At 34.5% G+C, this 23,294-nt stretch carries 25 protein-coding genes and 1 pseudogene; 7 read left to right on the top strand and 19 right to left on the bottom strand.

The window, feature by feature from the left end; genetic code table 11:
* Positions 1-307 precede the first annotated feature (307 nt).
* Both F5ESL0237_RS01505 and F5ESL0237_RS01500 read left to right on the top strand, forming a co-directional pair.
* Positions 308-1,246, top strand: a complete 939-nt coding sequence (locus F5ESL0237_RS01505) for an NAD(P)/FAD-dependent oxidoreductase (protein ID WP_122024445.1) — start codon at positions 308-310, stop codon at positions 1,244-1,246.
* A 9-nt stretch (positions 1,247-1,255) separates the two neighbouring features.
* Positions 1,256-1,906: a VTT domain-containing protein gene (locus F5ESL0237_RS01500; RefSeq protein WP_122024444.1), complete on the top strand. Its 651-nt coding sequence runs from the start codon at positions 1,256-1,258 to the stop codon at positions 1,904-1,906.
* A 10-nt stretch (positions 1,907-1,916) separates the two neighbouring features.
* On the opposite strand, the gene F5ESL0237_RS01495 is transcribed toward F5ESL0237_RS01500, so the two are convergent.
* From F5ESL0237_RS01495 to F5ESL0237_RS01475, 5 genes and pseudogenes are all read right to left on the bottom strand, one after another.
* Positions 1,917-2,525 (bottom strand): TIGR01906 family membrane protein, encoded by a 609-nt coding sequence (locus F5ESL0237_RS01495; RefSeq protein ID WP_090093643.1) that lies wholly within the window; start codon positions 2,523-2,525, stop codon positions 1,917-1,919.
* A pseudogene (locus F5ESL0237_RS01490) lies at positions 2,522-3,284 on the bottom strand (HAD-IIA family hydrolase). The gene F5ESL0237_RS01495 and the pseudogene F5ESL0237_RS01490 overlap by 4 nt, the downstream one beginning before the upstream one ends.
* Positions 3,285-3,794 carry a YutD family protein gene (locus F5ESL0237_RS01485; protein WP_199688755.1) on the bottom strand — a complete coding sequence of 170 codons (510 nt, stop codon included), beginning with the start codon at positions 3,792-3,794 and terminating at the stop codon, positions 3,285-3,287.
* Entirely contained in the window at positions 3,760-5,169 is a 1,410-nt protein-coding gene (locus F5ESL0237_RS01480) for a bifunctional UDP-sugar hydrolase/5'-nucleotidase (protein ID WP_122024443.1), read from the bottom strand. The genes F5ESL0237_RS01485 and F5ESL0237_RS01480 overlap by 35 nt, the downstream gene beginning before the upstream one ends.
* A 10-nt stretch (positions 5,170-5,179) precedes the next feature.
* Positions 5,180-5,512 carry a hypothetical protein gene (locus tag F5ESL0237_RS01475; RefSeq protein ID WP_090093637.1) on the bottom strand — a complete coding sequence of 111 codons (333 nt, stop codon included), beginning with the start codon at positions 5,510-5,512 and terminating at the stop codon, positions 5,180-5,182.
* A gap of 91 nt (positions 5,513-5,603) precedes the next feature.
* On the opposite strand from F5ESL0237_RS01475, the gene F5ESL0237_RS01470 reads away from it, so the two are divergent.
* Positions 5,604-6,983, top strand: a complete 1,380-nt coding sequence (locus F5ESL0237_RS01470) for a glycerophosphodiester phosphodiesterase (RefSeq protein WP_122024442.1) — start codon at positions 5,604-5,606, stop codon at positions 6,981-6,983.
* A 216-nt stretch (positions 6,984-7,199) separates the two neighbouring features.
* Here the strand turns inward: F5ESL0237_RS01470 and F5ESL0237_RS01465 are convergent, their stop codons facing one another.
* On the bottom strand, positions 7,200-8,201 hold the full coding sequence (locus F5ESL0237_RS01465; protein WP_122024441.1) for a substrate-binding domain-containing protein: 1,002 nt from the start codon (positions 8,199-8,201) through the stop codon (positions 7,200-7,202).
* A gap of 145 nt (positions 8,202-8,346) precedes the next feature.
* Between F5ESL0237_RS01465 and F5ESL0237_RS01460 the strand changes: the two genes are divergently transcribed.
* Positions 8,347-9,453, top strand: a complete 1,107-nt coding sequence (locus F5ESL0237_RS01460; protein WP_122021327.1) for an aminopeptidase P family protein — start codon at positions 8,347-8,349, stop codon at positions 9,451-9,453.
* 61 nt (positions 9,454-9,514) lie between these two features.
* Here the strand turns inward: F5ESL0237_RS01460 and F5ESL0237_RS01455 are convergent, their stop codons facing one another.
* Positions 9,515-9,904, bottom strand: coding sequence for a DUF1269 domain-containing family protein (locus tag F5ESL0237_RS01455; RefSeq protein ID WP_122021326.1), 390 nt, complete (start codon positions 9,902-9,904; stop codon positions 9,515-9,517).
* Between the two features lie 27 nt (positions 9,905-9,931).
* Positions 9,932-10,357 carry a DUF948 domain-containing protein gene (locus F5ESL0237_RS01450; protein WP_122021325.1) on the bottom strand — a complete coding sequence of 142 codons (426 nt, stop codon included), beginning with the start codon at positions 10,355-10,357 and terminating at the stop codon, positions 9,932-9,934.
* Between the two features lie 111 nt (positions 10,358-10,468).
* On the opposite strand from F5ESL0237_RS01450, the gene F5ESL0237_RS01445 reads away from it, so the two are divergent.
* Entirely contained in the window at positions 10,469-11,278 is an 810-nt protein-coding gene (locus F5ESL0237_RS01445; RefSeq protein WP_090093625.1) for a mechanosensitive ion channel family protein, read from the top strand.
* Positions 11,279-11,320: 42 nt separating this feature from the next.
* Here the strand turns inward: F5ESL0237_RS01445 and F5ESL0237_RS01440 are convergent, their stop codons facing one another.
* Entirely contained in the window at positions 11,321-11,935 is a 615-nt protein-coding gene (locus F5ESL0237_RS01440) for an XTP/dITP diphosphatase (protein WP_122021324.1), read from the bottom strand.
* Positions 11,936-11,949: 14 nt separating this feature from the next.
* A complete protein-coding gene (murI, locus tag F5ESL0237_RS01435; RefSeq protein ID WP_122024440.1) occupies positions 11,950-12,738 on the bottom strand; it encodes a glutamate racemase in 789 nt (262 codons plus the stop codon).
* Between the two features lie 79 nt (positions 12,739-12,817).
* On the opposite strand from murI, the gene F5ESL0237_RS01430 reads away from it, so the two are divergent.
* Positions 12,818-13,225, top strand: coding sequence for a YslB family protein (locus F5ESL0237_RS01430; RefSeq protein ID WP_122024439.1), 408 nt, complete (start codon positions 12,818-12,820; stop codon positions 13,223-13,225).
* Between the two features lie 67 nt (positions 13,226-13,292).
* Positions 13,293-13,667, top strand: coding sequence for a large-conductance mechanosensitive channel protein MscL (mscL, locus tag F5ESL0237_RS01425; RefSeq protein WP_118896636.1), 375 nt, complete (start codon positions 13,293-13,295; stop codon positions 13,665-13,667).
* 77 nt (positions 13,668-13,744) lie between these two features.
* Here mscL and trxA read toward each other — a convergent pair whose 3' ends face one another.
* From trxA to F5ESL0237_RS01380, 9 genes are all read right to left on the bottom strand, one after another.
* Positions 13,745-14,056, bottom strand: a complete 312-nt coding sequence (trxA, locus tag F5ESL0237_RS01420) for a thioredoxin (RefSeq protein WP_122021322.1) — start codon at positions 14,054-14,056, stop codon at positions 13,745-13,747.
* 85 nt (positions 14,057-14,141) lie between these two features.
* Complete coding sequence (locus tag F5ESL0237_RS01415; protein WP_122024438.1) at positions 14,142-16,496, bottom strand: endonuclease MutS2; 2,355 nt, start codon at positions 16,494-16,496, stop codon at positions 14,142-14,144.
* A gap of 49 nt (positions 16,497-16,545) precedes the next feature.
* A complete protein-coding gene (locus F5ESL0237_RS01410; RefSeq protein WP_090093612.1) occupies positions 16,546-16,851 on the bottom strand; it encodes a DUF1292 domain-containing protein in 306 nt (101 codons plus the stop codon).
* 1 nt (position 16,852) lies between these two features.
* On the bottom strand, positions 16,853-17,281 hold the full coding sequence (ruvX, locus tag F5ESL0237_RS01405; protein ID WP_090093610.1) for a Holliday junction resolvase RuvX: 429 nt from the start codon (positions 17,279-17,281) through the stop codon (positions 16,853-16,855).
* On the bottom strand, positions 17,281-17,538 hold the full coding sequence (locus tag F5ESL0237_RS01400; RefSeq protein ID WP_090093608.1) for an IreB family regulatory phosphoprotein: 258 nt from the start codon (positions 17,536-17,538) through the stop codon (positions 17,281-17,283). Before F5ESL0237_RS01400 ends, ruvX begins: the two co-directional genes overlap by 1 nt.
* Positions 17,539-17,590: 52 nt before the next feature.
* On the bottom strand, positions 17,591-20,230 hold the full coding sequence (gene alaS, locus F5ESL0237_RS01395; RefSeq protein WP_122024437.1) for an alanine--tRNA ligase: 2,640 nt from the start codon (positions 20,228-20,230) through the stop codon (positions 17,591-17,593).
* A gap of 269 nt (positions 20,231-20,499) precedes the next feature.
* Positions 20,500-20,937, bottom strand: coding sequence for a GNAT family N-acetyltransferase (locus F5ESL0237_RS01390; RefSeq protein ID WP_118896639.1), 438 nt, complete (start codon positions 20,935-20,937; stop codon positions 20,500-20,502).
* Positions 20,938-20,965: 28 nt separating this feature from the next.
* Positions 20,966-21,796: an ammonia-dependent NAD(+) synthetase gene (nadE, locus tag F5ESL0237_RS01385; RefSeq protein ID WP_122024436.1), complete on the bottom strand. Its 831-nt coding sequence runs from the start codon at positions 21,794-21,796 to the stop codon at positions 20,966-20,968.
* Entirely contained in the window at positions 21,793-23,271 is a 1,479-nt protein-coding gene (locus tag F5ESL0237_RS01380) for a nicotinate phosphoribosyltransferase (protein ID WP_122021317.1), read from the bottom strand. The genes nadE and F5ESL0237_RS01380 overlap by 4 nt, the downstream gene beginning before the upstream one ends.
* Positions 23,272-23,294: the final 23 nt, after the last annotated feature.

Genomic DNA, 23,294 nt, shown 5'->3' with positions numbered 1-23,294 from the left:
TATCAGATGCTCTCGACTCTGTCAAGAACTTTTTTCTGACCCGCGCTGCCGCTTCTTTAAACAACAGCGCTTTTTATATTACTAAACTCAGTCGCTTTTGTCAACTGGTTTTTTATATCTTTTTTGCCGCCTTGCCTTTGCCTTACTGGCTTTGCCCTGACGACAGTTATTTATATTAGCAACCTTTTTTGGTTTTTGCAACCCTTTTTTATGATTTTTTTCAAGTGACTAACTTTAAAATTCATGCTAAAGTTGAAATATCAAGGTTTATTAGGAGGTTTTTTAAATAAAAAAATTTGATTTAGCAATTATCGGAGCAGGACCAATTGGACTTTTTAGTGCAAGTTTTGCTCATTTGCACGGGTTAAAAACTATTGTATTTGATTCATTAAGTGAAGCTGGAGGGCAACCGAAATTACTGTACCCATTTAAAAAAATTTTCGACATTCCCGTATTTAACCAAATTACTGGAGCTGAATTAATTGAAAAGTTGATGTATTCAGCTGAAAGAAAAGCAAAATTTGTATTTGACCATCGTGTTAATTCTATTGAAAAAATTGAAGATTGCTTTTTAATTGATAAAGAATTTGAAGTTAAAAGTGTTATCATTGCTACTGGTAATGGTTCATTTACACCTAAAGCATTTCCTTTACACACAAATGATGAAATTGAAAAACATATTCACTATTTTATTAATGATCCCCAAAAATTTCAAAATCAAACAATTGGCATTTTTGGCGGCGGTGATTCCGCATTAGATTGGGCACTTGAGCTTGCAAATGTAGCTAATACCCAGATTAAAATCATACATCGCCGAAATGAATTTCGGGGGCTTGAAGCTAATGTTCAACAATTAAAGAAATTACAAAACGTTGAAGTTCTTACACCCTATCTGCCCAAAGCTGTTACTCTTAGCAATAATCAGCTTGAAATTGAATTAAAGGAAATAGGTACTACAAATATCATTGCTAAGAAATTTGATCAAATTGTTGTTGCCTATGGTTTTCGTAGCGATAATAATTTTGTAAGTAAGTGGGGCGTCAACTTAACCAAGGGACAAATTGGCGTTTCACGCGCAATGGAAACCAATATTTCAGGCATTTATGCAGTAGGAGATGCTGCATATTACCCAGAACGCGTCCCAGTAATTGGTCTAGGCTTTGGCGAAGCACAAATAGCAATTACATCAATTATGCGTTCACTTTTTCCCCAAAAAAATTTAACCATTCATTCAACCAGTATATAGGAGCAATTTATGACTATTGTCAATTTTATTCTACACATTGACCATCATTTGATTGAAATAGTAAATCAGTTTGGTAGCTGGACATACTTAATCATTTTTGGAATTATTTTTATTGAAACTGGATTAGTTATTTTCCCATTTTTACCAGGTGATTCGCTTATTTTTGCCGCCAGTTCAATGGCAGTTAATCCCAAATATAACCTCAATATTTGGCTAATTTATTTGGCTGTTGTTCTTGCCGCAGTTTTAGGTGATGCTTGTAATTATGAAATTGGGGCACGATCAGTGACTGCTGGAGAAAAATATTCTTGGTTCAACAAACTGATTAATCAAAAAAATCGCTTAGCAGCCGAACAGTTTTTCAATCGCCATGGACCGATCACTATTGTTATAGGTCGCTTTATCCCCTTTATTAGGACATTCGTTCCATTCATTTCTGGCGGTAGCAAAATGCACTACGGAAAATTTGCTATCTACAACATAGTCGGCGGAATCATTTGGAGTGGCATCTTCACTATAATTGGTGCTATTTTTGGCAACATACCATTTGTTAAAGATAATTTTTCCTTATTAATCTTGGCGATTATCTTAATTTCAGTTTTACCAATTTTACTTGTTACTTTCAAAAAACATTATACTCAAAAAAAGGAGCCCCATTAGGAGCTCCTTTTTATCGTTGCAATAATTGATTGGCAAAATATAGTTCATAAATAGTTCCACCTACAGCAAAGCAAGCGGCAAAAAAGCCTTCAGTCAAAAGATTGATAATTGGGTCAGTCTCAGGATTAAATAACCAAGTAGTACTTCCAATAAAAAATAGGTGATGAAAATTGATAAAAAATTGATCAAAATTCGTCAACGCAAAAGGTAGGGCAGCAACTGGTAAAAGCAACAATAATAGTGCACAAATTTTATTTAATCTGAAAAAGCTTTTTTTACTTTTACTGTTCCAAAAATACAATATTAAGCAACACAAAAAAGCAATAATTACTATGGTAAATAACTTTTTTACATCAGCAAAATGCTGTGCAGCCGCCATTGAGGTAGGTAAATTACTCATTCTAAGCTTCTTTTTAAGCGGCCATATTAAATACCATAACAATTGATTATAATTTCCCATTATTTGACCTATTGATAAATTGACTACCTTATAAGTTTTTTGTACCAAAACAAAAATCATTAAAAGAGGCCAACTAGCAATAACCGCTCCTACAACACTACTAGTAATTGCAAAAACAAAATGATAAATAATACTAAAAAAATTATTTTTGTCGATCATAATTTAATTTCATCCAAATTATTAACAATAAGTGTTGGTTGCCTTTTACCTTGAATATCTACTTTCTTTGTAATCCCAGTTAATACAAGTAATTGATCAACTTGGCTATTGAATCCTGCCTTAATATCAGTTTCATAATTGTCACCAATGATAAGTGCATCTTCTTTTAAACAATTTCTTTGCTTTAAAAGTAGCTCTACAATAATTTTTGCGGGTTTACCAATATATATTGGTTCACATCCACTTGCAGCAGCAATCATAGCACATTGTGAACCATTACCTGGTTTCACTAGGCAGATTTAAATCGGCATTTGTGCCTATAAAAATTGCTCCCTTTCTGATTGCGCTGGTTGCAATTTGAACTTTGTGGTAGGTCAAATCAGCATCCATTCCTACAACTACATAAGTAGGATCACTAGGATTTAATTCAAATTCTGGATGCTTAAAAAATTCACTCCATAACCCAACCTGACCAATTAGATAGACACCAATTTTTTTATTTTCTTTTTCTTGGCTTAAAATGTAGCTAGTTGTTGCCATACATGGTGTATATATATGCGAAATATCCGTATTGATACCATGTTTTGCTAGCTTTTCAACCACCATCTGTGGCGTACGTGTTGTATTGTTAGTTAAAAAAAGATAATCCTTTCCCAATGATTCTAGTCGCTTGATGAAGCGCACTCCCGAAGCAATCGTATCTTGTCCCCGATAAATCGTACCATCAAGATCAATTAAAAATAAACGATAATCTTTCACCTAATTGCTACTCTTTCTTTTCTTAATAATAAAATTATGCTGTAACGTTGACCTGATCTTGACTTTCTTTCTTCTTCGATATTGGCTTTGGGATTGCTTTTTACTATTAGTAGAGCGGTAATGATGCACTGGACTTAGTAGCTTTAAAATAAAATAACCCGCACCAGGATTACAATATTCCATTAAATAATCAGCAATCGTTTGTTCCCTGCGATCAATTGTAGCTTGAACGTTATTTTTATAAAAGCCTTTTAAGCGCAAATGTTCACTTGAGACATCCCCAACCAAAAAATCATATTGATCTAAATAAGGATCATATTTTTGGCGTAAAACTTCTATACTTAGTGCTTCTTGCTTATTAACAACTATCTGATAAGATTGCTTATTAATTTTTAAATGATTACCGTTTAAGGTCACAACTGCTAAAGGATGCCGTAGGGGTTGTTCTTTAACAAAACGATTTTCTTTATTTGCCTTAGTTGTCTTGACTGCCATTTCTTTTTCCATCATCAATATCACTTCCTGTTAATGGATATTTTTTACTCAAATAATTACCAACTACTTCGCGTAAAAATTGTGGAAATAAAAACTGATTTTCACCCACAATTGCTAAAGTTGGAAAGAATGGTACTAAAATATAATGGTCTAATACGGCAATTTGATAGTTCTTTTTAAAATTTATTTGCTGATTATTCACATAAACTGATTGTTCAACTGGATCATATCTAACTCCTCGATAATACATCTGCCCAAAAATTTTGCCGCGAAAACTCATTCCCTGCAAATGAAAATGATCTAAGTAATGCCGGTTCTTTTCAATTTCCATAACTAAACGCCATAAGTCACACCCCTGAAGTGTTGTCCGTACTACATGCATTGAATGTGGCAATGCTTGTTGTAAATCATATTTAGTTAAAATTCCTTTTTTAAAAGGTGTTAGAAACAACCCTGAACTAAGCATTGCTATATCTGTTTGAGCAAAATTAGCAATTGCTTCCATCGATACTTCTATTGCCGCGTCTAAACTATTATCATATTGCTTAGGTAAATCAGCAATATATTCACGAGATAAAATTTCTTTTCCACACTTCAAATAATCTTTAACTGTCAGTTCATCAGCAGGCTCGCTTTTCATTAAACTAGTTGGTTCAACATGTGGCGAAATTTTTTGTATCTGATGCTCATTATCTATTTCAACGTAAATATTGCCTACAAAATTACCCCATTTTCCCGTCTGAGTAATCCAAACGTTATTAACCTCTAACCCATGTTTCAATAAATCATGACTATGTCCGCCAATAATCAAATCAATTTCTGGATAATTTTTTGCCAAAAAGCAGTCCATGTTTAACCCAACGTGTGTTAACAAAATTAGAACATCATATTGACCAGCAATCTTCGGTAACACCTCATCCATTGCCGCTTTTAACGTCTTGACATGCCAATGATTAGGTTCATAGGAAAGAGGATAAGCTGCAGTTAGCCCAATTAAAGCGATTCGCGTACCTTTATTAGTTTTAATAATTTTATCTTGCAGTGCCCAATTTGGCCTTGTTCCATCTTCTTCTTGTAAATTTGCCAGTAGAACGGGAAAGTTAGCATGATCAAATAAATGCTCTACTGTTTCATGAGAATTAGAAATACCCTCATTGTTACCAATTGTAATTGCATCATAATTGAATGAATTCATTAATTTAATATTTGCTTGGCCATAAGTTGCATCCGTTAATGGATTTGATCGATCCATAAAATCTCCTGCATCAAATGTTAAAACTTGATTAACAGACCTATCTTTTTGTGCTTTATGTAAATAACGAGCAATTTGAGGAAAATGCTCAAAATGTGAATGTAAATCATTAGTATGTAAAATACGCAGTTTTTCCATCTTTAACTCTCTATCCAATTTGATTAGATTTTAAAACCAAATTATAACTATCCAAAATCTTGCCTTTAGGTTTTTCCCACTCTACCCAAGTCGGATTTTTCCAATCTCGTTCATTATTTAAAGTTTCTAAATGATAATTCTGATTAATATACTTTTCATAGATGACCAAAGCCTTGGTACGAGGTATATTTAACTGTAAAATTCGCACATTTTTAATTAATCCATGATCAACCGCTAATTCAGCAATTCCATTTTGATCAATATTTGAAATTTCAAAATACTTGCTACCATCATTACGGATTATCTCTTCAATTAAATCAAATTCTTCATATTCTTCATTCATAAATTTTTCCTACATAATACATAAACTTAAATTGTGACATATAGCAAAAAATGTGCAACCATGCTATTGTAGTATTGATAGAGGTGTACACATGAAAGTTAACGGCCGTTTACTTAAAGCTTTATTTTTTAGTATAGTCTTTTTAATAACCAGTGGATTTACCGTTGTTGGTCATCGCGGAGATCCTAGTAAATACCCTGAAGAAACAATTCAAAGTGATGACTCTGCCTTCAATTCAGGAGCTGATTATGTCGAACTTGATTTGCATCTATCTTCAGATGGAGAATTAGTAATCTCGCATGACGATGATTTATACCGTGTCACCCATACTCATGCAATTGTATCACAAAACAATTGGCAAACACTTAGCCAATTAACATATGATAATGGTGAACATGTGCTTAGTTTAACACAACTTTTTGAACATTACCGTAAACAACCACAGGCTAAATTCATCTTAGAAACTAAAATCGATCACTCAATTGATCCTTCATATGAACTAGAAAATAAAATTGCCGCAACTATCAAAAAATATCATATGGAAAATCGTGTCATGATTCATTCCTTTTCAGTTGCCAGCTTGTTTCGCTTGCGCAAATTACTGCCTGATGCCTATCTTATTCTCATAGTTGGCAGCCTTAAGCGAATTAATTTTAGTAATTTACCGCAAGTTAATGCGGTTAATATCTCATCTGACTTAATTTTAAATCATCCCTTCCTAATTCATTGGTTACACCGCTTAAATAAACAAGTTTTTGTTTGGGCCGAAATGGATGAATCACCATCATTATGGCATTGGCTAATTAATAAAAATATCGATGGTGTAGTAACTAACTTCCCTAGTACGGGTTTTAAATACAAATTAGCCAAAGAAGGAACTAAAAAATACGAAATTAACCGTCAAGGAATCTATTTCGGCAAAAATAAAACTACAACGATGATGAATCCCTACGTTCGTATTAAACAAAAAAAATTTATTTATCCAGGGCAGAGCTTAAACATAATGTATGGTGTTCGGGCTCATAATCAACTTTATTACCAAATTGCAAATCAAACTTTTGTTTCTGCTGAATTCGTCAATCTTGATTTAAAACCACAAGAGGTTATGCCCTACCAAGATAAACAACTTTTAGCTAAATCCCAGGCTCCAGTTACCATCTACCGTTATCCTGAAAATCAAACAAAAACGAAAAAAATATTACCAGCTAATCAATTATTCAAAATTAAAAATTTCAATGGTAGTCCAAACAGCATGTGGCTTAAGACTACACTAGGTTGGGTTAAAGCTCGCGATATTCTCTTTTACGGCTTTTTTGATGATGCTAGTTGGCAGCAATACCACAATTTACCTCGCATGAACCGCTACACTAATATTGCTTTAACAGCATATCAACCCCTACAATCCCCACCTGTAAAAACTATTATAGAAACATTAGTAGCTTTAAATAAAAGAGACGGCAGCAAAAGCTAAAATTGTCTCCTAACTTGTAAATCTACTGAATCAATTTGCGGATTGTCTCATTGATATTGCTCCTAATTTAAGTCGTCATAGTAAATTGCACTCAAACAAAAGAAGCGAGTCTGAGAAAAATTATTTTCCTAAACCAATAAAAAGCAGACAAAACACTAAAAGCTGTGTTTTGTCTGCTTTTTTGTATAAAGAACTAGTTGTCCCAGACTTTTTTATTTATTCATTTGATGTACTTTGCTTTTTTAATAATTCATATGGCAATTCAATTTGCATATTAGCCACTTCTTCGTTACTCATTAGTTTTGTTAGCATGCGCATCGCTACTGCACCAATATCATATAATGGTTGACGCACTGCGGTTATAGCTGGACGAACAACAGAAGCAATTTGTGTCGCACTTGCTGTCACAATTTCCATATCCTTGGGAATATTTTTACCAGCATCAATTGCAGAATTTAGAATACCCACTGCAGCAACATCACGAGTAACTAGAACACCATCAATATGATCATCTTGCAATTGTGAAAATAAATTGTAACCATCCGAATGATCTTTAATATTGGTATAAATATGCTCTGGACCCAAATTATTCTTCTTCATAAAGTTTTTATAAGCAGGAATCCTATTTTCGGCATTAACAAATGTATCAGGATTATCTAAAACAAGCGCCAAATTTTTTCTGCCATCATTATAAAAGAGATTTAAAGCTTCAGTATCTGCCTTTTGATAATCAATCGAAACAGAAGGGAATTCTTTATGGCGATCTTTTGTTCCAGCTAAAACTACTGGTGTATCAGTCCGCTTAAAGGCCTCAGCAGCTTCATTAGGCAAATTATCAGCCATATAAATAACGCCATCGACTTGTTTATTTAATAGTCCTTGAATTGCCTGATCTTCTCGCATCAATTGATTTTCAATACTCGTAATAATGATATTGTATTTATAAAGCAAAGCAATATCATCAATTCCTTTTGAAAGTTCTGCAAAATATAAATTAGTTAAGTCAGGTACAATTAAACCAACTGTAGTTGTTCGTTTAGAAGCAAGACCTTGTGCTACAGCATTAGGCTGATAGTGCAGGCGCTTGATAACTTCCATTACTCGGTCTTTGGTATCTTTACGTACATTGGTATTGCCATTAACAACCCTTGAAACGGTCGCCATAGATACCTTGGCCTCACGAGCAACATCATAAATTGTAATATCTTGTTTACGCATCCTTTTCCCCCGTTTTAAAAATACTAGTATCAAATTTAGCATGCTTTTCCAAAAATTGCAAACGTTTACAACTATTCTTTCATTTTTTCATATAAAGAACATGGTATACTTCTTTTAATTAATCAATTGATTGAAAGGAATAATCATGAATTTAAATAAATTACAAGAATGGTTACAAAGTTCTGGCAACGATATCGCCTACATTTCTAATCCAACAACAATCGCTTATTTTACTGGTTATGAAATGGAACCACATGAGCGGATTTTTTGCTTAATAGCCTTTAAGGATCATGAACCCTTTGTATTTGTTCCTGCATTAAATGTCGAAGAAGCTAAAAATTCAGCTTGGGATGGTGATGTTTATGGCTATCTTGACTCCGAAAATCCTTGGGCGCTCATTGCCGACAAAGTAAAAAGCCGAACTTCAGCATATCAAAGATGGGCGTTAGAGAAAAATAATTTGTCTGTTTCTCATTATCAATTAATACATCAGCAATTTCCAGATGCTAATTTTGATAGCGATCTATCCAATTTTATTGCTAAAATTCGTTTGTATAAAACGCCAGTAGAAATTGCGGAGTTACAAGCCGCTGGTCGCGAAGCTGACTTTGCTTTTCAAATCGGCTTTGACGCTATTAAAACAGGCGTTACTGAACGCTATATCGCTGGACAAATTGACTATCAACTTAAGTTGCAAAAAGGCGTTATGCACGAAAGCTTTGAAACTATTGTGCAAACTGGAGCTAATGCGGCCAATCCCCATCTTGGACCTACAATGAATACCGTTAAGCCAAATGAATTAGTTCTATTTGATTTAGGCACAATGCATAATGGTTATGCCTCTGATTCAAGCAGAACGGTAGCTTACGGAGAACCAACAGCTAAACAGAAAGAAATATATGAAATTGATCGTGAAGCTCAACAAGCAGCAATTGACGCAGTTCGTCCTGGAATGACTGCTGCTGAACTTGACAGTGTTGCCCGCGACGTTATTACTAAAGCAGGGTATGGTGAATATTTCATTCATCGTTTGGGCCATGGCATTGGTAAGGAAGTCCATGAATATCCTTCAATCGTTCAAGGCAATGATTTAATTATCGAAGAGGGCATGTGTTTTTCTATTGAGCCCGGAATTTATATACCAAATGTTGCTGGCGTCAGAATTGAAGACTGCGGGGTTGTAACTAAAAATGGCTATGAACCCTTTACTCATACCAGTAAAGAATTAAAAATTTTACCATTAAAAGATTAATTATTTAGCTATAATTAAAAAATGCACGAGAAAATTTTTTCTCGTGCATTTTTAGATACTTCTATGGTCTAACATATGAATCATTTGAACCATATGTTTCATCAGGCTTATTTATATTATTAACATTCTCAGCATGATGTAAGTCACTAACTAAATCTTCTGCATGATCTTGCACTGCAGCAACTGCGTCAGTAGAATTATCAATGACAATATCATCAAAATCTTTCAACTCTGAATCATCTTCAACATTTTTGGGAAATGAAGCCAACTGATTCTTAACAACCTCTGTTCCATTATCGTATTTCTTCTTTAAATCTTGAACGGCTTCATTATTTTTAACCTTTTTCTTTAATTCATCAATCTGGTTATCAGAAACTAATAATGAACCAGCTAAAAAGCCTGCAGTACCACCAATAATTGTACCAAATATAAAACTTGTAAGTTTTTTCATAAAAATTAACTCCTTCTACTTAATTTATTAGTCCTTGCCTTTACGGCGCCTACGTCTGGCAAATACCGAAGTTAAAGCCGAAGACATTACACCGTTACGTTTCAAATGAAAATTGCTGACTTTTTTTGCCATCCGCCGCGAAGAAGCATTAACATCTGAAACACTTACACCTAAATCAGCGGCTGCTTGAACAACCGGATCCATAGTTTTCATCTTTACATTAACATCTGCCATTAAAACATTGGTCTTATCTAGCAAATCACCAGTTTGATCGAGTAATTCATCAACATCTTTTGTTACTTGTTGAATGGATTCATTGGTAAGCTGGATTGTTTTATTTACTTCCTTGGCTGCTTTTGCAACACGAATAAGTACTGGTATTGTAAAAAGTACTAAAATTAATAATGCGACTGCCGCAATTAAACCTGCCAGTGCACCATAGGAAATTATCATCTTCTACCTCCAATTCTGTACCTAGAAAAAGTCTAGCATGAAAATAGGTTAATCTCAATCTATATGTAATAATTTGCTATAGTTAATATAAATATATGAAAGGTAGAAATTATGAATAAGTCATTTCAAATAAATCAAAGAGTATTAAAGTTTAATTGGGATAGATTAGGCGAACAAGCACTTACAGTTTTATGGCAGTTAGCTATTTCAACTATTGTTTTCTATATTATTGATCAATGTGGTAAAAAAGTAATTAGTCACTATTTAAAGCATAATAGACAGCCACAAAATAAACGTACACGAACTGTAGCAACCTTAATTACTAGTATTTTTGAATATACCGTGATTTTCTTTTATTTGTTTGCTGTTTTATCAATTTTGGGTATTCCTGTTGGAACTTTATTAACTAGTGCTGGAATTTTTTCATTAGCTATTGGTATGGGAGCACAAGGTTTTGTTAGTGACTTAGTTAATGGTTTTTTTATTCTTAGTGAAGACCAATTCGATGTTGGTGATTTAGTCCAACTTAATAATCAAACAGGCATTGTAATTCAATTGGGATTACGTACTACACGACTACAAGCTACTGATGGATCAATTATTTATATTCCCAACCGAAATATATCAATTGTGCAAAATCTAGCCCATGGCGGGATTGGTCTTGATATTGAGTTACAACTAAAAGCCGATAATGACTTCAATAAAGTTAATGCTCTGATTAAAAAAGTCAACGGTACTATTTCTCATGACTCACTTATTCAAAAGCCCCAAATTATTGGTATTACAGAGCAAACAGCCCAAACAATAAAATATGTCATCCACTTTCAAGTTGATACTGGCTGTGAACAAGTTGTGCGTGATCGCTATTTAACAGCATATTTAGCAACATTATCCCAAAATAATATTACCTTAGCTAGTTAATCAAAAAAACAGGTACTTTATAGTAAACCTGTTTTTTTTAATTTATTCAAATTGAGCTAACCAGGTTGGAAAGATTGCTAATAATTTGCTAATTGCTTTTCCTCGATGTGACAAACTATTTTTTTCTAGTAAGGTCATCTCAGCAAATGTCTTGCCCTTTTCAGCAACATAAAAAAGGGAATCGTAACCAAAGCCATCAGCCCCACGCGGAGATAGCAAAATTTGTCCTGTACACTGCCCACTAACAACTAAATCTCGATCAAAAAAGTTAGGCATAGATACAATAATCGTCGTATTAAAATGCGCTGTTCTCTTTTCAAGTGGAACTCCACCCAATTCTGCCAATAACTTAGCATTATTTTTGGAATCGTTATGTTCTTCACCAGCATATCGAGCTGAACGGACACCTGGAGCTCCATAAAGCGCATCAACCATTAACCCAGAGTCATCAGCAATAGTCACCATTTGACTAAAATCAGCTAAAGCATGTGCTTTCAATTTTGCATTTTGGACAAAGGTTGTTCCCGTTTCTGCAACAACTGGTGGATTAGATAAATCATTATTTGTTATTATATCTAGCTTAAAGCCATTCTTTTGGAAAGCTGCCCTTAATTCTCTAGCCTTTCCCTGATTAGTCGTTGCAAATAAAATTTTCACCTGTCTTCTCCTCTTTATATTTGTTGCGCCTGAAAATTAGAATCATTTAATACTAATCGACCCAATTCATTAACTTTCTCCACTTTACCCGTCGTATAAAATTCATGCTGGGCTACAGCTAAGTTAGCATTCAATAAATGCTCTTTTTTTAACAAGTTATATGTGTATTGTGCCACTTGATCTGCAGGATCAATCACCTGTACATGTGAACCAACTTGACGTTCAAATTCTGAACGAATAATTGGATAATGAGTACAACCAAGAATTAAGGTATCAAAATCAACTGCTTGTAAAGGCAATAATATTTCAGATAATGCCTTATCATATTCACTATGGCTAGCATTATTCTCAATTAATGGTACTAACTGCGGCGCAGCGACTTCTGTTACCTCTATTTTTGGGGCGTATTTAGTAATCTCTTTTTGATACGCATGAAGATTAGTGGTCATTTGCGTTGCAACAACAGCAATTTTTTGATTTTGGCTAGCATTGATTGCACATTTAGCCCCCGCCGGAATTACACCAATAATTTTAGGACTAATTTGTTTTTGAATAATATCCATGGCTACTGCAGTAGCAGTATTACATGCAAAAATTATTACTTTAACATTTTTACTTAGTAAAAAATTCACACTTGCTAACGTCAACGAAATAATTTCGGCCTGTGATTTATTACCATATGGAATATGAGCGTTATCACCTACAAAAATTATATTTTCATTCGGCATTTTTTTTATAACTTTTTTAACTACTGTTAATCCGCCAACACCAGAATCTAATAACCCAATTGGTCGCTTATCCATATCATAAATCTCCCTAAATTCTTTCTACTTCCATCAATTTTACGGTAAAATAAAAGAAAATAAAAGGGATGAATTCTTTATGCACAACGACAACCAACAAAATGAACATATCTATTTTGTCAATCAATTATACCGTGACTTTCTTTTACCAACAATTTTAGGGAGCGATAATAATGAAATTCTCTATTGGGCTGGTAAAAGAATTGCTAGAAAATATGATCTAGCCTCCTTTGACGATATTAATAGTTTTTTTTCAACTACAGGATTCGGTATTTTGACTAAAATCAAAGAACGACGTACAGAATTATTAATGGAATTAACAGGACAAAGTGTAGTTGATCGGCTAAATAGTGGAATTAATGAATTTTCATTAGAAGCTGGCATCATTGCAGAAGCTTTCCAAAATGAAACTAATCGTACTACTGAATGTGAACAAAAAATTGATGAAAAGCAAAAAAAAGTTCAACTAATTACCAAGTTTAGCTAAACTTTTAAGTCTATCTATTTAATTTTTTGGTGTTTTTGCAATATGATTATTAAATGGAGGTGCAAAAATGTTAAAAGAATTTAAAAAATTTATTGAACGAGGAAATGTAATTGATCTCGCAGTTGGTGTAATCATTGGTGGAGCATTCACTAATATTGTTAACTCCTTAGTAACCAATCTAATTAATCCATTAATTGGCCTATTTATTGGTAAAATTGACTTATCCAATTTAGTTCTTAAAGTTAGCGGAGCAACATTTAGATATGGTGAATTTATTAATACAGTAATTAATTTCCTAATCATTGCATTTATTGTTTTTTTACTCGTTAAAGCCGTTAATAAAGTTACCAAACATGATGAACAGCAGCAACAACCAGCTGGCCCATCTACAGAAGATTACCTCAAACAAATTCGTGATCTATTAAAAGAAAAAAGCAATTAAAATCCTACTTAGTAAAAGTTTAAAGCCAATTATAATAACCCTAAAATCATAATAATTTTAGGGTTATTTATTAGCTCTTAATCTGTATACTGATTTAAAATTTGATTGAGTTTAGCCTTAGGCGTATAACCCGTTAATCTGTCAACAATCGCACCATTTTTCTTAATAACAAGCGTCGGGATAGCCATAATACCTAATGAACTAGGCGTCGCTTTATTTTGGTCGACATCCATTTTGGTAAATTTTACATCTTGCCGCTCTTCAGCTAGTTCTTCAATTACTGGTGACTGCATCTTGCATGGTCCACACCAAGTTGCCCAAAAATCAATCAGTACAACACCATCTTTAGTTTCTGTTTCATAATTTTGATCTGTTAGTTCATCTACCATAGTCATACCTCACCAATAATACATTAAATCTTTCTTTGATAATGTAATTATAGCATTATGCTTACTTTTTACAAGTGAAATGTTTTTACTTTAAATGCACAATTGTAGCACCATTTCCCCCCTCATTTGCTGGGGCATAATTATAGCTCTTAACATGCCTACTTGATTGTAAATATTGCCAAACGCCCTTTCTAATTGCACCTGTACCAATACCATGAATAATTGTAACTACATCGAGTCCTGCTAAAAGGACAGAATCAAGATAAAGATCAAGATTATTCATAGCTTCTTCATAACGCTGGCCACGTAAATCTAATTCACTTTTAGCGTTACTGCGACGCTTCGCACTGACTGCATACACCTTTGCCTTAGCCTTAGAATTATGAGAAGATTCAGTCTTTTCGATATCTTGATCACTGACTTTAACTTTAATAATTCCGAGTCGCACCTCATACTGATGCTCACTTAATTTTTTGGCTATTGTGCCAACTTGACCATATGATAAAACCTTAACTTGATCACCTACTTTAACCTGGTGCCGTCGTTTTTCTCGCTGTAATACCCGGTTATGAATCAAATTATCATTTTGTTGTTTTAATTGGTTCAATTCACCTTTAGCAGCAATTAATTGATTTTGCTTAATATTACCCTGTTGCTGCTCTAACTGTGCAATAATATGGTCAGCTTTTTTACGGCTCTTAGCTATGACCTCATCAGCTCTTTCTTGAGCAAACTCAAGTTGCTTTTGCACGCGCTGATTATACCAATCTAAAGCATGCTCAAGTTTTATTTCTAATTTTTTAGACCGATCAAGAGAAGACTCCAGATGGTTACGCGCTACCGTAGCCGCATTAGTTTGCTTAGTCAATTGCTCGATCATCTGATTGATATCAGCATTATCTTCATCTAATAAGCTTTCAGCATTTTTGACAACATCTTCACGCATCCCTAATCTGCGTGCAATAGCAAAAGCATTACTATGACCAGGAATTCCAATTTGTAAATGATAAGTTGGCGCTAAAGTCTTTAAATCAAATTCCATTGAAGCATTGCTTGTTCTAGGTCGGTTATAGCCATAAAGTTTTAATTCAGGATAATGCGTAGTAACCATAATTTTAGCCTTTTTATGACGGAAAAAATCTAAAATACTTATAGCAAGACTAGCGCCCTCTTCTGGATCAGTTCCTGCACCAATTTCATCAATTAAGACTAAGGATTCATCGTTAACTTTTTTCATCATTTTAATGATTCCGTTAATATGAGACGAAAAAGTACTTAATGATTGTTCGATTGATTGTTCATCGCCAACATCGACACAAATATCTCTAAAAATTCCTACCTTGCTATTTTCTGCTGCCGGAATAAATAGCCCAGCCTGAGCCATCAGTTGGAGTAGCCCCACAGTTTTTAAGGTAATTGTCTTACCCCCAGTGTTGGGACCCGTAATTAGAACCGTATCAAAATCTTTTCCTAAATAAATATCGTTTGCGACTACTGTTGCAGAATTAATCAGTGGATGGCGTGCTTTTAAAAGACTCAATGAATGATCAGTTGTCAATTTTGGTTCGGTTGCCTTCATCTCATAAGCTAATTTCGCTTTAGCCTGCAAAAAGTCCAGTTCTACCAGGGAGGCAGCAATCTGATCAATCAAATCAACTTCTTGGCGTGCTAAATCAGATAAATTACGTAAAATACGTCGTTCTTCCTGCTTTGCTTGCGCAAGCATATTCTGTTGATGATTATTTAAATTCAAGACCGCACTTGGTTCTATGAATAAAGTCTGCCCACTGGAACTTTGATCATGAACAACACCACCAAATTTATTTCGATATTCCTGCTTAACTGGAATAACATAGCGGTCATCACGAATAGTAACTATTTGTTCAGATAAATATTTACTCGTATTACCTTTAAGATAACCATCCAGCTTTTTTTTGATTTCTTGGTCATTACTTTTTAGTTCGTAACGTAAATGAGCTAGTTTGGTTGAAGCAGTATCAAGTATAGTTCCATCGAACTCAATTGCTTTTTTAAGTTCACTAAACAAATACTCCGGTATTTCTAAATTATCCAGAATACTTGCAATAGCTGTTAAATCTAGATCTTCTTCATCAATTTCCACTAAAAAATCATTTACATCACTGGCTAATGTTAGTACCAGCAGCAAATTGCCTAATTCTTGAGCATTTAAATTTGCTTTAATCCTTAAGCGCTTAGTACTTGGTGTTACATCAGCAAAATCGGTTAAAGGTAGTTGCCCTTTAATACGTAATAAATTTGCACCCACTAATGTTTGCTGAAGAGCGAGTTTAACTTGATTAAAATCTATACTTGGCGTTAAAGTAGCTGCTCTTTTTCTAGCTGGTTCAGTAATTGCCTGTAGTTGCAATTTTTCTGTTATTTTAGCAAATTCTAAAGTCTTTAATGTCTTATTATCCATGCCTAAAATTCTCTATCAATAAAAAAAACTGGCCAGGCCAGTTTTTAATTTATTCACCACTTAAACGGTCATCGTCCAAAAATGTGTTAAGCACTCCTTGAACCATATCCCATTCATCATCTGCCTCAATTTCATGCAAATCACTACTAGTTACATCTCCTGCTTCATCAGCATCGTAACTAAATGCTAATACTTCAACTTCATCACTTTCGCTAGAAGTAGCTGGATAAAGTAAAATATAAGACTTGTCATAGTCATCTGAATGAAAGGTAAATAAAATTTCGTATAATTCTTCATTCCCCTTATCATCAACTAAGGTAATTTGACGGTCTTCACCGTGAACTTCTTGTGTCATATTAATCCTTTCGATTTAGATCTAAATAATTTTGTAAAATCAAAACTGCCGCCATCTGATCAATTATTGCTTTTTGCTTATGACGATTATGTACCCCAGCTTCTTCAACTAAAACTCTTTGTGATTGAGCTGTGGTCAATCTCTCATCAGAAAAGTAAACTGGTAAGTTAAACTTTGCTTTTAGTCTTTCGGCATATGCCTTACTACGCGCAACTGATGCACCTGCAGAGCCATCCATATTTTTGGGTAATCCTAATACAAAACCATTTGCCTCATATTTACGGACAATTTTTTTTAATGGGCGCATACCAAAATTATAACGATTCTCATCAATCATAATAGTTTCAACCATTTGCGCAGTAATACCCAATGCGTCACTTACTGCTACCCCAACAGTCTTTGATCCCACATCTAAACCTATTAAACGCATTATTTATTTTTGCCAAGATAACTTTTTACAAGTTCTTCAATAATCTCATCACGCTCATGTTTCAAAATCAAATTACGCGCATCATTGTGCCGTGGAATATAAGCTGGATCACCAGACAATAAGTAGCCAACAATCTGATTAATTGGATTATAACCCTTTTCTTCCAAGGCATTATAAACATCTTGTAGGGTATCATAAATATTCTTGCCTTTATTCTCATTAAAGTCAAAATGCATTGTCTTATCTAGCGAACTCATAGTTATTCCTCCTAACACAATTTTACTTGAAAAAAAGTGTAAACTCAATTAATTAATTTTGAGAAATCGCCTCAATCACCGCTTGAATTGCATCTTCCAGACCGGCTGGATTTTTACCACCTGCTTGAGCCATATTAGGGCGACCACCACCGCCACCACCAAAGATAGGGGCAGCTTGCTTAATTAAATCACCCGCTTTGAGCCCTTTATCTAATGCTTTTTGGTTCAAGCTAATAATCATATTAGCCTTACCAGAATTAGCGGCAGCCAAAACCAAGATATCTGACTTAGCATTATTTTTCCAAGTATCTGCAAGCTCACGCAAATCGTTCATTCCATTGGCATCAATTTTTTGAGCAATAATAGTTAAATCCCCAATTTGTTTAATATCATTGAAAATTTCTTCCGCCTTAGTTTGATTAATTTGCATATTTAAATCTTCCACTTGCTTTTGCGTATGGTGTAAATCATGCTCAAGACTCGTAATTTTGTCAATAATATTTTCCGATTTGGTTGATTTTACAGTAGATTGAATCTGATCAAGCAATTCCGATCTTTGTGCTAAATACTCATAAGCCTTTTTAGAGACCACAGCTTCAATCCTTCTATGACCTGCACCAATGGCTGATTCAGAAGTAATCTTGAAAATTCCAATTTGATTTGTATTGGCGCAGTGAGTACCACCACAAAATTCAATTGAAAAATCACTCATTCTAACTACCCGCACCTGATCGCCATATTTGCCATCAAATAAGGCTAAGGCACCCATTTCTTTACCTTGATCTGGATCAGTTATTTTAGTTTCAACCTCAATTGCTGACCAAATTTTTTGATTGACTAAGGTCTCAACAGATTTAATTTCTTGGGCAGTCATTGGTTCAATCGCCGTAAAATCAAAGCGTAAATAATCCGGTTCTACCAAGCTACCAGCTTGATGAGTATGTTCACCTAATATACTTCTTAAAGCAGCGTGCAATAGGTGCGTAGCTGTATGTGAATGACGCAATCCTTCTCGCCGTGCACGATCAATCTTTAGAGTGTACTCTTTACCCTTTTCCAAGGGTAAAATAACATCTACGAAATGCATATTTTGATCATTAGGGGCATGCTGAACATCTGTTACTTGAGCTACCAGATTACCATCTTGATCATAAATATTTCCATGGTCAGCAACTTGTCCCCCACGTTCAGCATAAAACGGAGTTTTATCAAAAATTAAGGTTGCCTGATCACCTTCTGCTCGATCAACTAATTGATTAGCAACAATGATATCAATTAATTTGGCATGATGCTCCTCATAAACGCCATACTCAAACTCAGATTTATCCTTTAAATTCATTAGAGTTTCATTCTGCTCGCCCATTGATTGTAAATTACCACGCGCTTCACGAGCACGAGCTTTTTGCACTTTCATTTCGGCATCAAAACCTGCTTTATCTACTTCTAAGCCAGCATCTTGAGCAGTTTCAAAGGTTAGTTCATATGGAAAACCATAAGTATCAAATAGTTTAAAAGCATCTTGGCCCTTAATAACCTTACTGTTATTTTCTTTTGCTTCGGAAATCAAATTATCAAGTAAAGTCAGCCCAGATTCTAGTGTTAATTGAAAACGTTCTTCTTCATTCTTGATGACCTTAGCGATAAAGTCTTTTTGTTCAGTCACTTGTGGATAATGACTCTCCATTATCTTACCGACAACTGAAACTAACTTATAAAGAAAAGCTCCTTTAATACCTAGGCGTTGGCCATTTAAATCAGCACGGCGAATTAAGCGTCTTAATACATAACCACGTCCTGTATTAGAGGGCAAAGCCCCATCAGCAATAGCAAAACTGACGGTTCTAACATGATCAGCAATTATTTTAAATGAAGTTGTATCAGCTGCTACTTTACCATATTCTTTACCTGGATTCATTTTTTCAGTTGCGTGAATGATTGGTAAAAATAGGTCGGTTTCAAAATTGGTCGGTGCATCTTGCAAAATTGATAAAACCCGTTCTAGGCCCATACCCGTATCAATATTTTTATGTGGTTGATCAACATATTGACCATCGGCTAAATGATTAAATTGTGAAAAAACAATATTCCAAATTTCTAAATAACGAGCATTTTCTCCACCAGGGAAATTTTCTGGATCATCTTCTGAAACATCATTATTTTCTTGACCGCGATCATAAAAAATTTCAGAGTCAGGACCACATGGTCCTTCACCAATATCCCAAAAATTTTCTTCTAATTTTACAATATGATCTTCTGGCATACCAACTTCAAGCCAAACTTGGTATGCTTCTGTATCTTTGGGATAAACGGTACAATATAGTCTTTCTTTGTCTAAATCAAGCCAGTTTGGACTGGTTAAAAATTCCCAAGCCCAACTTATTGCCTCTTTTTTAAAGTAATCACCAACTGAAAAATTACCTAGCATTTCAAAGAAAGTTTGGTGTCGAGCAGTTTTACCAACATTTTCGATGTCATTAGTTCTAATTGACTTTTGTGAACTAGTAATTCGGTGATTTTTAGGTACAACTGAACCATCAAAGTATTTTTTCATGGTTGCCACACCTGAATTAATCCAAAGTAGCGTTGGATCATCTTGTGGAATTAGTGATTGACTGGGCAAAACCATGTGACCGTGCTCTTTGAAAAAGTCCAGGAACATTTGCCTAAATTCTGAACTTGTCAATTTCTTCATCAAATTTTCTCCCTTATAACAAAATAAAAACACTGTTGCCAAACTTAAGGACGCTCAAAACGCGGTACCACCTCAATTGCAACAGTGCTTGTTACCTCTTCATTTAATCTTAATAAAAAACATAAGGAGCATTTCTTAAGTAGCAATAAATCATTCTCAGCTTTCGATCCTCTCTGTGAATTGCTAATTTAAAAAACATATCTTAAGTTAAAAATAATTGTACTACTTGCACAATCTTTGTCAATGTTAAGTAGCTAAATTAAAACCACTTAAATTAACTTTTTACCAAATCTCTTCTGCTTTTTATTAGTAATATACCCTAATTTTTCATAAAACTGATGCGCCTTAATTCGCTGTTCACCAGAATTCAGTCTTATTTCATTAATACCATGACTAATTGCCCTTTTCTCAAGCTCACCCATCAGTTTAGTCCCGATGCCCTGCTGTTGATAGGAGTGGCTAACCGCTAGTGCTAGAATGTTATACATTGGATCAAAATAAATTTCTTCATATAGTTCAGCATGCAGGTAAGCAACAACTTTTTTAGTAGCATTGTCTTCAAAAACCAATAATAAGTGATGCTTAGAGTCCGACAGCAGTTTCTTTAGATTAGCCGCTGTTTTCTCTATAGCATAATCATACCCTAACTCGGCTTGATTTAATTTTTGAATAGCATCTGCATCAGACACTTTAGCATTTCTTATCATTATTAATAAAGCTTCCCTTCAATTCAAACTACTCTTTAAAAAAGTTATCAAATATTGTAACTGGTAAATGCCTTTTATGCTCACTTTTACGCCACAATGCTTCGATTTTTTCTGCCACTTCAGTAGAAACTTCGCGTCCTTCTAAATAATCATCTATTTCCTCATAAGTCACACCTAAAGCTATTTCATCAGGTAAACTAGGTCTATTTTCCTCTAAATCAGCAGTTGGTGCTTTTAAATATAAATGCTTCGGACATCCAAGTTCTTTTAATAATTGTTTACCTTGCCGCTTATCTAAGCGAAATAACGGTGTTATATCTGCAGCACCGTCACCATATTTAGTATAAAAACCACTAAAGTTTTCAGCAGCATGATCTGTCCCCACTACAGCACCATGATTGGCCCCGGCAATAGCATATTGAATAGCCATTCGCTGACGTGCTTTAATATTGCCTTTGTTAAAATCAGTAATTTTTTGACCAGTAGCAACTAAACTAGCGAACATTGCATCAACGGCTGGTTTAATATTAACAATTAAATCTTGATCTGGATTTTGAAAAGCAACCGCATCAGCTGCATCTTGAGCATCAGCCTGCACGCCGTAAGGCAGACGTACAGCAATAAACTGATAGGATTTATCCCCTGTTTCCTGCCGCATTTCGGTAATTGCTATTTGACATAATTTACCAGTTAAAGTTGAATCTTGGCCTCCAGAAATTCCTAATACATAAGCTTTTAAAAAAGGATTAGCTTTTAGATATTCTTTTAAAAAATCAACTGATTGCCGTATTTCCCTTTCCGGTTCAATCTTTGGTAAAACATGCTCATAGTCAACTATCTCTTTTTGTAAGGGTCTCATTTATTTGCATCTCCTTTAGCAATTTGATGGCGAATATCTTGAATTAAATTCATTTTACTATCGTAAAGTTCTTGCGACAAATCAACGGGATATTCTTGCGGATTCAAGCTACGTTTGTATTCATCCCATAAGCCATCCAAATTTGCTGCACAGAACGCCTTAATTTCATTTAATTGTGGTTGTTGATAAATTAGTTGGCCATCAATATAAATCTCTTTTAAAAGTGGCTCAGCTGTATAATCTGTTACCACTTTATTAATATAAGTATATTCTGGATGAAACATAAATAATGAATCAAATTGGCGAGGATCAACCCCGGCACGACAAACCCAGTCACCTTCATTCTTTTTCTGAGTATTAGCCGAAATACGCCATACTTGTTTTTTACCTGGAGTTGACACTTTAATTGCATTAGATGAAATTTTTATGGTATCACGCATTTGCTGATTTTCATCTTCAATTGATACTAGTTTATAAACCGCTCCTAAAGCTGGTTGATCATAAGCGGTAATATACTTCGTACCAATTCCCCAAACGTCAATCTTTGCCCCCTGCATCTTTAAACTAGTAATCGTATTTTCATCAAGGTCATTTGAAGCATATATTTTTGCATCTTTATAGCCAGCATTATCTAATTCTCGTCGCACTTGCTTAGAAATATATGCCATATCACCTGAATCAATGCGAACCCCTTGAAAATTAATTTTGCTACCCATTTCATCAGCTACACGAATCGCCGTAGGAACTCCACTTCTTACAGTATCATAGGTATCAACTAGGAATACACAATCGGTATGCGTTTCAGCGTAAGCTTTAAACGCTTCATATTCATTACCAAAAGCTTCCACCAATGAATGTGCGTGGGTACCAGAAATCGGAATACCAAATAATTTACCAGCTCGCACGTTACTGGTTGAATCGAAGCCGCCAATATATGCAGCACGTGTTCCCCAAAGAGCGGCATCTGTTTCTTGGGCCCGTCTTGTCCCAAATTCCATTACCCCATCACCTTGGACAGCTAATTTAACTCGCGCTGCTTTAGTGGCTAACAAAGTTTGATAATTTATAATATTTAATATGGCCGTTTCAACTAATTGACATTGTGCTAAAGGACCTTCAATTTGCATAAGAGGTTCATTAGCAAATACGATTTCACCTTCACGCATTGAACGTAAGGTTAATTTCATTTCGAAGTGACGTAAATAATCAATAAAATCATCATCATAGCCAACTTCTTCTTTTAAATATTGTAAATCGCTTGCTTTAAATTTTAAATTTTGCAAGTATAAAATCACGTGTTCTAAACCAGCAAAGACACAATAGCCGTTACCAAAAGGCTCTTGCCGATAATAAACCTCGAAAACGGCTTTTCGCTGTGCAATTCCTTTTTTAAAATACGTATACATCATATTTAATTCATACAAATCTGTATGCAGAGTCAAAGAATCGTCTTGCCCTAGTTCTTGATAAAACATTATTTCCTCTAATTCCAACTAAT

Origin of the sequence: Lactobacillus sp. ESL0237, assembly GCF_003692985.1 — a bacterium.
GTDB classification, from domain to species: domain Bacteria; phylum Bacillota; class Bacilli; order Lactobacillales; family Lactobacillaceae; genus Lactobacillus; species Lactobacillus bombicola.
This window is presented reverse-complemented; position numbering and strand designations above follow the sequence as displayed.

What these genes read in the sequence shown, in the direction of transcription:
- trxA (WP_122021322.1), bottom strand. Translation starts at nt 14,056, where the DNA reads ATGGTAGATGAACTAACAGATCAAAATTATGAAACAGAAACTAAAGAT.
- F5ESL0237_RS01445 (WP_090093625.1), top strand. Translation starts at nt 10,469, where the DNA reads ATGAATAAGTCATTTCAAATAAATCAAAGAGTATTAAAGTTTAATTGG.
- F5ESL0237_RS01390 (WP_118896639.1), bottom strand. Translation starts at nt 20,937, where the DNA reads ATGATAAGAAATGCTAAAGTGTCTGATGCAGATGCTATTCAAAAATTA.
- ruvX (WP_090093610.1), bottom strand. Translation starts at nt 17,281, where the DNA reads ATGCGTTTAATAGGTTTAGATGTGGGATCAAAGACTGTTGGGGTAGCA.
- nadE (WP_122024436.1), bottom strand. Translation starts at nt 21,796, where the DNA reads ATGAGACCCTTACAAAAAGAGATAGTTGACTATGAGCATGTTTTACCA.
- F5ESL0237_RS01465 (WP_122024441.1), bottom strand. Translation starts at nt 8,201, where the DNA reads ATGCGTAAACAAGATATTACAATTTATGATGTTGCTCGTGAGGCCAAG.
- F5ESL0237_RS01470 (WP_122024442.1), top strand. Translation starts at nt 5,604, where the DNA reads ATGAAAGTTAACGGCCGTTTACTTAAAGCTTTATTTTTTAGTATAGTC.
- F5ESL0237_RS01400 (WP_090093608.1), bottom strand. Translation starts at nt 17,538, where the DNA reads ATGAGTTCGCTAGATAAGACAATGCATTTTGACTTTAATGAGAATAAA.
- F5ESL0237_RS01415 (WP_122024438.1), bottom strand. Translation starts at nt 16,496, where the DNA reads ATGGATAATAAGACATTAAAGACTTTAGAATTTGCTAAAATAACAGAA.
- F5ESL0237_RS01480 (WP_122024443.1), bottom strand. Translation starts at nt 5,169, where the DNA reads ATGGAAAAACTGCGTATTTTACATACTAATGATTTACATTCACATTTT.
- F5ESL0237_RS01495 (WP_090093643.1), bottom strand. Translation starts at nt 2,525, where the DNA reads ATGATCGACAAAAATAATTTTTTTAGTATTATTTATCATTTTGTTTTT.
- F5ESL0237_RS01460 (WP_122021327.1), top strand. Translation starts at nt 8,347, where the DNA reads ATGAATTTAAATAAATTACAAGAATGGTTACAAAGTTCTGGCAACGAT.
- F5ESL0237_RS01475 (WP_090093637.1), bottom strand. Translation starts at nt 5,512, where the DNA reads ATGAATGAAGAATATGAAGAATTTGATTTAATTGAAGAGATAATCCGT.
- F5ESL0237_RS01410 (WP_090093612.1), bottom strand. Translation starts at nt 16,851, where the DNA reads ATGACACAAGAAGTTCACGGTGAAGACCGTCAAATTACCTTAGTTGAT.
- F5ESL0237_RS01455 (WP_122021326.1), bottom strand. Translation starts at nt 9,904, where the DNA reads ATGAAAAAACTTACAAGTTTTATATTTGGTACAATTATTGGTGGTACT.
- mscL (WP_118896636.1), top strand. Translation starts at nt 13,293, where the DNA reads ATGTTAAAAGAATTTAAAAAATTTATTGAACGAGGAAATGTAATTGAT.
- alaS (WP_122024437.1), bottom strand. Translation starts at nt 20,230, where the DNA reads ATGAAGAAATTGACAAGTTCAGAATTTAGGCAAATGTTCCTGGACTTT.
- F5ESL0237_RS01500 (WP_122024444.1), top strand. Translation starts at nt 1,256, where the DNA reads ATGACTATTGTCAATTTTATTCTACACATTGACCATCATTTGATTGAA.
- murI (WP_122024440.1), bottom strand. Translation starts at nt 12,738, where the DNA reads ATGGATAAGCGACCAATTGGGTTATTAGATTCTGGTGTTGGCGGATTA.
- F5ESL0237_RS01485 (WP_199688755.1), bottom strand. Translation starts at nt 3,794, where the DNA reads ATGATGGAAAAAGAAATGGCAGTCAAGACAACTAAGGCAAATAAAGAA.
- F5ESL0237_RS01380 (WP_122021317.1), bottom strand. Translation starts at nt 23,271, where the DNA reads ATGTTTTATCAAGAACTAGGGCAAGACGATTCTTTGACTCTGCATACA.
- F5ESL0237_RS01450 (WP_122021325.1), bottom strand. Translation starts at nt 10,357, where the DNA reads ATGATAATTTCCTATGGTGCACTGGCAGGTTTAATTGCGGCAGTCGCA.
- F5ESL0237_RS01430 (WP_122024439.1), top strand. Translation starts at nt 12,818, where the DNA reads ATGCACAACGACAACCAACAAAATGAACATATCTATTTTGTCAATCAA.